Source organism: Streptomyces sp. NPDC005728 (genome assembly GCF_040630895.1).
Lineage (GTDB): Bacteria > Actinomycetota > Actinomycetes > Streptomycetales > Streptomycetaceae > Streptomyces.
Genome location: NZ_JBEXYL010000179.1, coordinates 1 through 9792, shown reverse-complemented (window position 1 = coordinate 9792; position 9792 = coordinate 1). Strand labels below are relative to the sequence as shown.

11 protein-coding genes, 2 pseudogenes and 1 riboswitch are annotated in these 9792 nt (G+C 68.5%); of the genes and pseudogenes, 7 read left to right on the top strand and 6 right to left on the bottom strand.

The window, feature by feature from the left end; translation table 11 throughout:
* The 3 genes and pseudogenes from ABZ471_RS46050 to folP form a co-directional block, all read left to right on the top strand.
* Positions 1–267, top strand: a pseudogene (locus ABZ471_RS46050) (5-methyltetrahydropteroyltriglutamate--homocysteine S-methyltransferase); the annotation flags it as partial.
* 141 nt (positions 268–408) lie between these two features.
* Positions 409–1320 carry a methylenetetrahydrofolate reductase [NAD(P)H] gene (gene metF, locus ABZ471_RS46045; protein WP_359075132.1) on the top strand — a complete coding sequence of 304 codons (912 nt, stop codon included), beginning with the start codon at positions 409–411 and terminating at the stop codon, positions 1318–1320.
* Positions 1313–2164, top strand: a complete 852-nt coding sequence (gene folP / locus ABZ471_RS46040) for a dihydropteroate synthase (RefSeq protein WP_359075131.1) — start codon at positions 1313–1315, stop codon at positions 2162–2164. The genes metF and folP overlap by 8 nt, the downstream gene beginning before the upstream one ends.
* Here the strand turns inward: folP and ABZ471_RS46035 are convergent.
* From ABZ471_RS46035 to ABZ471_RS46020, 4 genes are all read right to left on the bottom strand, one after another.
* Positions 2118–2219, bottom strand: a complete 102-nt coding sequence (locus tag ABZ471_RS46035; RefSeq protein ID WP_359075133.1) for a hypothetical protein — start codon at positions 2217–2219, stop codon at positions 2118–2120. The genes folP and ABZ471_RS46035 overlap by 47 nt on opposite strands.
* A gap of 174 nt (positions 2220–2393) precedes the next feature.
* Positions 2394–2744 carry a hypothetical protein gene (locus ABZ471_RS46030; protein ID WP_359075130.1) on the bottom strand — a complete coding sequence of 117 codons (351 nt, stop codon included), beginning with the start codon at positions 2742–2744 and terminating at the stop codon, positions 2394–2396.
* A gap of 147 nt (positions 2745–2891) precedes the next feature.
* Complete coding sequence (locus ABZ471_RS46025) at positions 2892–3644, bottom strand: CbtA family protein (protein ID WP_359075129.1); 753 nt, start codon at positions 3642–3644, stop codon at positions 2892–2894.
* Positions 3645–3663: 19 nt separating this feature from the next.
* Positions 3664–3885, bottom strand: coding sequence for a CbtB-domain containing protein (locus ABZ471_RS46020; protein WP_359075128.1), 222 nt, complete (start codon positions 3883–3885; stop codon positions 3664–3666).
* A 36-nt stretch (positions 3886–3921) separates the two neighbouring features.
* Positions 3922–4071: riboswitch (cobalamin riboswitch) on the bottom strand.
* 394 nt (positions 4072–4465) lie between these two features.
* Between ABZ471_RS46020 and ABZ471_RS46015 the strand changes: the two genes are divergently transcribed.
* From ABZ471_RS46015 to ABZ471_RS46000, 4 genes and pseudogenes are all read left to right on the top strand, one after another.
* The gene (locus tag ABZ471_RS46015) at positions 4466–5158 is read left to right on the top strand and encodes a hypothetical protein (RefSeq protein ID WP_359075127.1); all 693 of its coding nucleotides are present in this window, start codon (positions 4466–4468) and stop codon (positions 5156–5158) included.
* Positions 5155–5499 carry a transcriptional regulator gene (locus tag ABZ471_RS46010; protein ID WP_359075126.1) on the top strand — a complete coding sequence of 115 codons (345 nt, stop codon included), beginning with the start codon at positions 5155–5157 and terminating at the stop codon, positions 5497–5499. The genes ABZ471_RS46015 and ABZ471_RS46010 overlap by 4 nt, the downstream gene beginning before the upstream one ends.
* A gap of 258 nt (positions 5500–5757) precedes the next feature.
* Positions 5758–6081, top strand: a pseudogene (locus tag ABZ471_RS46005) (acetylhydrolase); the annotation flags it as partial.
* A gap of 461 nt (positions 6082–6542) precedes the next feature.
* On the top strand, positions 6543–7193 hold the full coding sequence (locus ABZ471_RS46000; RefSeq protein ID WP_359075125.1) for an AMP-binding protein: 651 nt from the start codon (positions 6543–6545) through the stop codon (positions 7191–7193).
* A gap of 209 nt (positions 7194–7402) precedes the next feature.
* Here ABZ471_RS46000 and ABZ471_RS45995 read toward each other — a convergent pair whose 3' ends face one another.
* Complete coding sequence (locus ABZ471_RS45995; protein ID WP_359075124.1) at positions 7403–7690, bottom strand: hypothetical protein; 288 nt, start codon at positions 7688–7690, stop codon at positions 7403–7405.
* A 579-nt stretch (positions 7691–8269) separates the two neighbouring features.
* Positions 8270–9478: a PP2C family protein-serine/threonine phosphatase gene (locus ABZ471_RS45990; RefSeq protein ID WP_359075123.1), complete on the bottom strand. Its 1209-nt coding sequence runs from the start codon at positions 9476–9478 to the stop codon at positions 8270–8272.
* Between the last annotated feature and the right edge of the window lie 314 nt (positions 9479–9792).

Genomic DNA, 9792 nt, shown 5'->3' with positions numbered 1-9792 from the left:
CACATGCAGGTCGCTCGCGAACTCGCCGCCCACGGCTACCCGCGCGAGGCCGGACCCGGCGTGTACGACATCCACTCCCCGCGGGTACCCGGTGCCGACGAGGCGGCCGAACTGCTCCGCACCGGCCTCGAGGCCATCCCCGCCGAACGGCTCTGGGTCAACCCCGACTGCGGCCTGAAGACCCGCGCCTGGCCCGAGACCCGGGCCTCTCTGGAGAACCTGGTCGCCGCCGCCCGCACCGTTCGCGGCGAGCTGCCCGGGTCCTGACCCACACCTCCCGAGGGCCGGGGCGCCCCAAGCGCCCCGGCCCCGACAGGACTGCCCCACCTGCGCGCTGTGGAAAAGCGGCTCGCCCTCGGCGGAGTGACCGAGGTCCTGCTCGACCACTCAATTCCTCGGAGGACTTCTATGGTTCTTGGTATCCCCAGCACAAGGACAGACAGCGCTCTATCCATTCGCGACCTACTCGCAAGCGGAGGCCGCTCCTACTCCTTCGAGTTCATGCCGCCGCGCAGTGCGGCGGCCGAATCCGGACTCTGGAACGCAATCCGCCGGCTCGAGAGCCTGTCGCCCACTTTTGTCTCGGTCACTTACGGCGCAGGCGGCTCGACACGAGGCCGGACCGTCAACGTCACGGGGCGGATAGCCCAGGAAACCACGCTCACCCCGGTCGCCCATCTCACCGCGGTCGACCACAGCGTCGCCGAACTGCGCAACATCCTCGGCCACTACGCCGACCAGGGCGTGCGCAACATTCTCGCCTTGCGCGGAGACCCGCCCGGCGATCCGCTCGGCCCCTGGACAAAGCATCCGCAAGGTGTGCGGTTCGCTGCTGAACTCGTCAGCCTGATCAGGGAGTCCGGGAACTTCTGCGTCGGTGTCGCCGCCTTCCCCGAGATGCACCCGCGATCCTCCGACTGGGAGAGCGACATCCGCCACTTCGTCGAGAAGTGCCGGGCCGGCGCGGACTACGCCATCACCCAGATGTTTTTCGACGTCGAGGACTACCTGCGTTTCCGTGACGGTGTAGCAGCGGCAGGATGTGAGACACCGATCATCCCCGAGATCATGCCGGTCACCACCATCCGCTCACTGCAACGCATTCCTACGCTCTCCACAGCCGCCTTCCCTGCCCAGTTGGCCGAGAGGCTGCTTGCCGCGCAGGAAGACCCCAAAGCGGTCAGAGCACTCGGCATTGACCATGCCACCGAGATGTGCCGCCGGTTGCTCGCCGAAGAGGCTCCCGGACTGCACTTCATGACCATGAACTTCTCGACAGTGACGACAGAGATCTATCAGAGGCTTGAGCTCCATGGATGAGCAAACTCCATACTCGCCCGTGGGAATCCGTCGGCCTTCACTGGTCGGGATCGTCAATATCACCACGGATTCGTTCTCGGACGGGAACAGGTTTCTGACCACACAAGCCGCGGTGGCGCACGCACACCGGCTGCGTTCGGACGGGGCCGACGTCATCGAACTCGGGCCTGCCGCGAGCCATCCGGGAGCCGAGAAGGTGACGGAGGCCGAGGAGATCAGACGGCTGGCCGACGTCATCGATCAACTGGTCGCCCAGGGCGTCCCGGTGTCGGTCGACTCGTACCAGCCCGCGACACAGTTGTTCGCCGCCGCGCGTGGCGCCACATATCTCAACGACATCCAGGGCTTCGGTGATCCCGCCCGGTACGAGGAGCTCGCCGACACCGGCTGCCGGCTCATCGTCATGCACTCCGTACAGCGTCACGGCCCCGCCACCAAGGTGCGGACCGACCCCACGCAGGTGTACAGAGGAATCGAGGAGTTCTTCGCCGACCGTCTGACCGCGCTGGAAGCGGCCGGCATCAGCCGCGACCGGCTGGTCATCGATCCGGGACTGGGTTATTTTCTCGGCAACAGCCCCGAACCGTCACTGCGGACCCTGGCCGGGCTCGAACGGCTGAAAGCGCGCTTCGACGTACCGGTGCTGATTTCCCCCTCCCGGAAGTCGTTCCTGCGGAAGCTCACGGGAAGCCCGGTTTCCGGGATCGGTCCCGCGACACTGGCGGCGGAACTGTATGCCGCGCGCAGTGGGGCGGACTACATACGCACTCACGATGTCGCCGCCCTCCGCGACGCGCTCAGGGTGTTCGAAGCCCTGGAGTCGGCCAAGGAGAGCGGCTGGTGATGCGGTGGTGAGCGTGCCGCTCGGCGCGCTGCGGATCGTTGATCTCCTCCAGCATGTGCATCACCGCTTCGTCGGCACCGCCGTGCAGCGGGCCGCACCCCGTCGAGTCCCGCACCCCGTGACGGCAGCGGACCGGAGCGATAGCGCGACCGGCCGTGGGTACCTCATGTCGCCCACCATGAGCGCATCGCTGCGTCAGGCCCGCTGTGGCGCGGACGTCGCCGTTGATTCAGGATGCCGGGTCCCGGTGACGGCGCAGCAGTTCAGCTATCGCGGTGATGGCGTCGGTGTTGCAGGTGTCCGGCTCCGTGGCCACTGAGCCGCCGCATGTCCGCAGGCACGCCCCCGGTACCCCGCCGTCCCGCTCGCGGCAGGCGTCCGGCGGGGCGGCGATCAGCCTCTCCAGGTCGTTCAGGAGCTGTTCGGTCCGTTTCGCCTGTTGACCGAGCACCCGTACGCGCGCGCTCTGACCGCCGATCTGCCGTCGGCTGGCGATCAGCTGCTCGTACTCCTCCGGGGTGAGAGCGATCGCCTCACGGCCGCCGAGGGTGATGTGGCGCGGCTGGGGATGTCTGGCCACTCGGTTCCTCCGCTCCTCGCCATGATGGTCCGCGTCTGATCGGCCGGCTTTCCTCTGTCATGCCAGTGATCCGATGCGCGTCGGTGTCCGAAGAACGCGAGAGGGCCCCCGGATGGTTCCGAAGGGCCCTCTGTTGTCCTGAAGGAGTCAGCGCGCGGCTGGAACTGCCTTCCCGGCCGAGACCGTCGCCGGCTTGGGGTTCAGCAGCCGTTCGGCCAATTCACCGAAGAGAAGGCCGAATCCGCCCCACAGAACGGCCTGAATGGCCAGAGCGGAGAGCCGGAACCGCCACAGCAACGCGGCCGGGAAGTCCTTCGGCACCTCGTTGACGACCGGCAGGAACTCATAGGCCAGACCGATCACGACGGCGAAGACCGCCACCGCGACCACCGTCGCCCACCAGGTACCCAGCGAGGGCGCGAGGCGCTTGCCCAGAATGGTGGCGGCGATCGCCAGGAGCACGCTGAGCAGCATCATCAGGAAGTACAGCGTCGTCCGCTTGCTGATGGTGTCCGGGTCACCGATCGACGGCGGGTTGGCCGGGTACTTCAGGAACGGCACGACGTACACGGCGAGGAGCGCGCAGCCGGACAGCAGCAGCGCGGTCGCCCGCGGGCTGAAGCGGCCGACGCGGCCGAGCGCGAAGCAGTAGGCGAGCGCTGCGATGCCGCCGAAGGCGACCCCGTAGATGAGGACGCCGGTGGCGAGGCCGGCCGTGGACTGCAGGGAGCGGGAGACGACTTCCATCTCGTGCTCGTGGGAGTGGGCGTCCTCGAAGCCGATCGCCTTGTCGACGCTCGGCTCACCGAGGAGGTAGGCGACGACGAGGGCGAGCACACCGGCGGCCAGGCCGGCGAGCATGCCCCGCACGAGGAGGTTTCTTACCGTTGCGGAGTTCATGGGTGTACGTCCCCTCGCGTCAGTGGCAGGGGAAGCCGAGGAGGTGGCGGGCGTCGTGCACCCACTCATGGACGTCCGTGCCGCTGAACACGGAGGTGGCGCCCTGCTCGGCGCCGACGAAGTACAGCAGGACAAGCATGAGGATGCCGAAGAAGACCGCCCAGGGTGCTATCGCCTTCAGCGGCAGCGTGGCGGGAATGGCGGGGGTGGTGGCTGTCGCTTGGGCGACGGACTGCGCCATGGCAGTACCTCCTCTGGGAGTTCGCGTCCCAACTCGGTGGTGCACAGGACGACGGCCACGGGTCTGACTCGCGAAACACCCTCCCTTCGGAAGGGTCCCGCACACAGTGGCGCGACCGTGCCGGATTCCCACCGGCTTCCGTCTCGCCGTCGTCGATATCGGACAGACCGTACCGCGTGTCACGAGCAGGGCCAAGGCCGCGTCCGTCCGCCCGGCGTGATCTTCCTCTCGCGCCAGGCGGACAGTCGTGTGGCCAGCCGTCCGCAGTCCGGACACGGCTCGGGAGAGCCACACACGGCGGCATCAATCATCAGGCCGGGCTAGCAGATCGTGGTGCGCCAAGTGGCGGTACGGCCCAGGCGACAGCCGGCCGCGGTGAGGATGTCGATCTGGCGGTCGAACTTGTGTCCGCGGATGGACACCCGGGCTTGCCCGATGGGGATCTCGGTTCGGACGACCAGCGGCCGCCCGAGCAGGGTTTCTTGTCATAACTGGTTTGTAATGCAAAGCTGATGGCGTGACAGACGCATCGGTGCCGTCTTCGGGCGCCCTTCACGAAGTCCTCGCCAGCCTCGGCGACTTGACCCGCCGAGTCCGCGCCGCTCAACGCGGCACCTGGTTCCCTCTGCTGCTACTCGGCGCGCTCACACTGGGCGGAGTCCTGGTCAGCCGTTTCACCTACCATGTCGAGACCGTTCCCTGCCCCGCGACCGACTCCGGGGCAGGCACCGACTGCACCCTGATCACGCAGGTCAAGCAGGGTGAGCCGTTCTACTGGCCCATCGGACTCGCCCTCGCCTACGTCGCGACGGCGTTCTTCTATGTCCGCCGCTCCCGTAACCGCGGAGTCGGTACCTCGGTCCGGCCGTACATCCTCACCGGGATCACCCTGCTCGGCCTGGTGACCGCCACCACGTTCTGGTCCATCCGTCAGGGGACTCCGCAGCCTGGCGACCCGATCGACCTCTGGGGCCTGCACCTCGACCCCACCTCCGGGACAACGGGGTTCATCGAACTGCTCACCGGGAACGTCACGGCCGTCGGACTGCCGCTGCTCGTACTCTCCTGGGTGGAACGCAGCCGTGCCCTGCTGGTGTTCACCCTGGTGTACCTGGCCATCTGTCTGATGCCGCTCGTCCCCGGCTGGCAGATGATCCCCGTCACCTCCCCCTGGTCCGCCCTGCCCCGCCTGGGCGTCCAAGCCCTGCTCCTCCTGCTCGGCGCCCTCGGTTTCCACCGGGCCGAGTTGTCCCGTCAGCACGATGCCTCGTGATCTCCGAGCCTGATCAACACCCCGTCAACGGCCTGAACGACGTGGTCCACCAGCGCGTCCGCCTCGGCATCCTCACCGTCGCCCACCAGGCACGCCGTGTCGAGTTCGGCTTCCTGCGCACGGCGCTCGGACTCACCGCCGGAAACCTCAGCCAGCACCTGGCCGTCCTGGAGAAGGCCGGTCTGGTCGACATCGAAAAGGGCTACGAGGGCAAGCGCGCCCGCACCTGGCTCTCTCTCACCCCTGCCGGCGACCGCGCCCTCCGGAACGAAGTCACCCAGCTCAAGCGGCTCATCCGCCAGATCGAAGAAGGCGGCGAGGGCTCAGGCCCTGAGTCCTAGCCCGGCCCTGGCAACCGCGTCCACCGCACCAACTCGCCCTGGAGCCGGGCGAACACGAACAGCGTGCCGGACACCATCCAAGATTCCTGGGGAGGACATGTGACCACCACGCCGGTCACCGTCAAATCGGACCTGACGCGCCGCCGCGTACTCACAGCCGCGCTGGCCGTCGGCGTCGGGGCCGCCGTGCCGCTCGGAGCGGCAGGTCACGCGTGGGCGGCGGCGACCGCTCCCGGCCCGATACAGCTCCATCTGCCCATGCCCACCGGACCGCACCCGGTCGGCACGGTACCGCTGCACCTCATCGACGCCTCACGTCCGGATCCCGTGGCCGGTCCCGGGCACTGTCGCGAGTTGATGGCCAGTGTCTGGTACCCGGCCCGGAGCGTCGGGCGGTATCCCCGGGCGCGCTACGCGTCCCCCGCCGTGACGCGGTCACTCCTCGCGGCGGCACGCTTTCCGGAGGACGTCGCGGTGGCGCCCCTCACAGCGGGCCACGAGGGCGCCCCCGTCCTGCGAACAGGCAAGCGCCTGCCCGTCGTCGTGTTCTCGCACGGCGCGCACAACCACCGTGCCGACACCACCATCGTGGTGCAGGAACTCGCCAGCCACGGGTACGTGGTGGTCACCGTGGATCACACCTACGACGCGATCAGCGAGTTCCCCGACGGCCGGCTCACCGTGCCTCTGGACAACCCGAATCTGACACCACGGGACTACGCCACGGATATCCGGTTCGTCCTCGACCGTATCGAGGAGCTCGCCGCGGGCCGCAACCCCGACGCGGACCACCACGTGCTGCCTGCTGGTCTCCTCAACGCCCTCGACCCGCACCGCATCGGCATGTTCGGCTGGTCGAAGGGTGCGACGGCGACCGCCCTCGCCATGTGCGAGGACCAGCGCATCAGGGCCGGACTGAGCTTCGACGGCCCGATGCAACCCATCATCACCACCGACCTGGACCGGCCGTTCATGCTGATGACCGCCGAATTCCCCCGGGCCACGCAGCCGAGCGTCACCGAGTTCTGGTCGCATCTGCGGGGATGGCGTTCCAGGCTGCGTTCGACTGCGTCGTGCTCGAAGGGTACGGGCTGTCGGAGACGTCGCCCGTCGCCTCGTTCAACACCCTGCAGGCACCCAGACCCGGCTCGGTCGGCACCCCGGTCCCGGGCGCCGAGATGCGGGTGGTCGGCAACAACGGCCAGGAGGTGCCGCACGAGGAGACCGGCGAGATCGTGATCCGCGGGCACAACGTGATGAAGCGCTCTTGGCGACGCCCCGAGGAGACCGCTGCCACGATCCGGGACGGCTGGCTGTACACCGGCGACCTCGGCCGGGTCGACCAGGACGGATACTTCTGGATCGTCGGACGCAAGAAGGACGTGATCATCCGGGGTGGCTACAACGTGTATCCCCGCGAGATCGAAGACGTGCTGTACGAGCACCCTGCGGTCGCCGACGCCGCAGTCATCGGCCTCACAGACCCCGACCTCGGTGAGGAGGTCGGGGAGGCAGTCGTTCTCAAGCCGAGCACCCGGACGACGGCCGAGGAACTGCGTGAGTACGTCAAGCGCCAGGTCGCCGCCTACAAGTATCCGCGGAAGGTGTGGATCGTGGACACCCTGCCCAAGGGACCCACCTGCAAGTTTCTCAAACGAAACATCGTCCTGCCGCCCGAGCCGGGCGGGCGATGAGACGGCTCGGTCGGGATGAGACTGCGATCTGTCCGACTGCCGAGCCGGGGAGTGAACGTGCGCCGACGCGGATGAGGGCCCCGTAATCGGGGTGCGCCTGGTGATCAACACAGCCGCGTTCTGTCCCCGAAGGGCCGGCACTTCGGCAGTGATCCGTGCTCGGATCCGTCGTGTCTCCCATCACCACCGTGACCCACCGGCCGGTGGTGTCATGCGCGTTCTGGCTCGTTGGTCTCCTCGTCGGCCGCGGTCCGGGTGCGACGGCGGCCCAGCAGGGCGCTTCCCGCAATCACCAGTCCGACGGCGGCAAGCCTGGCGACCTGGTAGTAGCCGGTCGAGAGATTCTCTGGGGTGCCGGGCAGCCGGAAGAAGAACCACGCCGCTACGAGCCCCCCGAAGACGATCAGTGCGACAGCGCCCGCCGTCCCGAGCCCCATCCACCAGGGCCCCAGCTCGTAACCCCGCTCGTCGGCCGGCTCAACGTCCTTGTCGCTCACGGTCTGTTCTCCTGTGCGAGTGGTGGGCGGTCGCGAGGGAAGACGCGGGACTGATACGGACGGTTGACCGAGCCGAACGATCCCTTCGGAGGGGCCGACGTCCCGCCGGTCGGCGAAGTACTCACACTCGTCCGCCCTCTTCGAGCGGGGATGGGATGACTCCCGCCGGGGTCGTGCCCGCAGCGCAAGCATCAGCAGTGCCATCAGTGGGACCGCTACGTCCGCGCAGCCCTCACCGGGTTTTCGGTATCGACCCCACTCGGGCATGAGGGCCACGAACCCACGGACCCTCAGCAGAAGGACGCCCCTGCACCAGCGGGTTCACCATGTCCGCGTCGTGCTCCCTGCTGCACGTCCCGCTCGGCGCCTCCGTGGAGCGGGACGTCGAGCCGCAGATTCTGCGCTGGCTCACCTTCGCCGAGCAGAAGACGCGAGATCGTCACGCTCGCCAAGGGCGTCGTCATGCTGTGGACTGCGGCTCAGCGCGATGACCGGGTCGTCCTCGCGGCGGCTGCCGGCGGGTGCGGGGACCGCGCAAGGCGAGCGCACGAGCACAGCGCGGCTCGGTGCAGTACCGCGTCACCGGTGCTGCGGGCGCCATTCGAAGAGCAGGATGGTCACGTCGTCCCGCAGTTGGTTGCGCTGGTAGTCAAGGATGGCGTGGATGAGCAGCCGCAGCACCTCGGCCGGGCGCTCGCCGGCGGCGTTGGAGCGGATGATGAAGTCAGTGAACCGGTCGAGGCCGAACTCCGCGCCGTCCGCGTCGCGAGCCTCCACGACACCGTCGGTGTAGAGCAGGACGCAATCGCCCGGTTCCAGTGTCGTCTCCTGGACCTGCCGGGCTGCCGGGGCGAGTGGGCCGGCCAGGCCGATCGGTGGCTGCGGGGTGCTGTCCAGTGCCCCGGTCAGCACCCGCTCGGCACGGATCAGCAGGGGTGGGGGGTGACCGCAATTGACCCAGCGCAGCACTCCGGTCTCGGCGTCGAGCCGGCACAGCACTGCGGTGCAGAAGTGGTCGGGCAGCCACTGGGCGAGCGCCTGGTCGACGGAGCCGACGACGTCGGCCGGGTCGCCGCCGGCGCGGCGGGCGTTGCGTGCCGCCGCCATGGCGACCGACGTGGTCAGGCCGGCGGTCAGATCGTGTCCCATGGCGTCGAGGATCATGGTGTGCAGGATGTTCTTGGCCACCGAGTGGTCGAAGGCGTCACCGGCGATGTCGTACGCCGGTTCCAGGACCGCGGTCGAGACACACCTGCCGCTGCCGATGGTGTGGGGTGGCAGGAAGGCCCGCATCATCTCGGCGGGCAACTGCATGGTCGCGGTGCGGGTGCGGGCGGCGAGCCAGTCGCTGTAGGCGCGCTTGGAGGTGATCAGCATGGCGAACAGATGGGCCAGCATCCGGGCGCGGCGCATGCGCACCCCATCGAGCGAGGCGGTCCGCACCTCCAGCACGCCCAGCCGCTCCGCACCGTCGACCAGTGGCATCCAGATGATCAAGCCGTCGTCGGCCTCGGCCACCCGCGGGGAGACCGTCCGGTACGCCCAGCCGGCCGACGAGCGGCTCACCCCCAGCGGTTCCAAGGCCTCATCGAGTGGGACGAGCAGCCGTTGTTGCAGGTCGACGAGGTAGATCAGCGCGGTGCCCAGCCCGAGGGCCGAGGCGCACCGGTTCGCCAGGGCAGGCAGTTCGACCGGCAGGGCAGTCTGCGCCTCGATGATCAGCTCTTCCAGCCGATTCTCGTCGACAGCGGTGTCGGGACCGGAGGACGCGTGCGGTGGGTCCGACACGGGGATCACCCCTTCCGTGCCCAGTCTCACACCGATCCCGTCCCCTCTCACGTCAGCCCGTGGCGCGGGCGAGAACGGCGGCCAGGGCGGTCAGCTGAGCTCGACCGGGCACACCTGCGGCACCAGCCACTCGATCAGCCGGTCACCATCGCCTCCCTGGAAGGAATCCGTCCCCCTGGGCGGCGAGCCGGCCCGGCCCCCGGCCGTAGTGGGAGACTTGATCAGTACGCGGAGTTGACGTTGTCGATGGAACCGTAGCGGTGGGCGGCGTAGTTGGCGGCCGCGGTGATGTTCGCCACCGGGTCGGTGACGCT

Excerpts from the sequence above, each read along its gene's own strand:
- metF (WP_359075132.1), top strand. The coding sequence starts at position 409 with ATGGTTCTTGGTATCCCCAGCACAAGGACAGACAGCGCTCTATCCATT.
- folP (WP_359075131.1), top strand. The coding sequence starts at position 1,313 with ATGGATGAGCAAACTCCATACTCGCCCGTGGGAATCCGTCGGCCTTCA.
- ABZ471_RS46035 (WP_359075133.1), bottom strand. The coding sequence starts at position 2,219 with ATGCTGGAGGAGATCAACGATCCGCAGCGCGCCGAGCGGCACGCTCAC.
- ABZ471_RS46025 (WP_359075129.1), bottom strand. The coding sequence starts at position 3,644 with ATGAACTCCGCAACGGTAAGAAACCTCCTCGTGCGGGGCATGCTCGCC.
- ABZ471_RS46020 (WP_359075128.1), bottom strand. The coding sequence starts at position 3,885 with ATGGCGCAGTCCGTCGCCCAAGCGACAGCCACCACCCCCGCCATTCCC.
- ABZ471_RS46000 (WP_359075125.1), top strand. The coding sequence starts at position 6,543 with ATGGCGTTCCAGGCTGCGTTCGACTGCGTCGTGCTCGAAGGGTACGGG.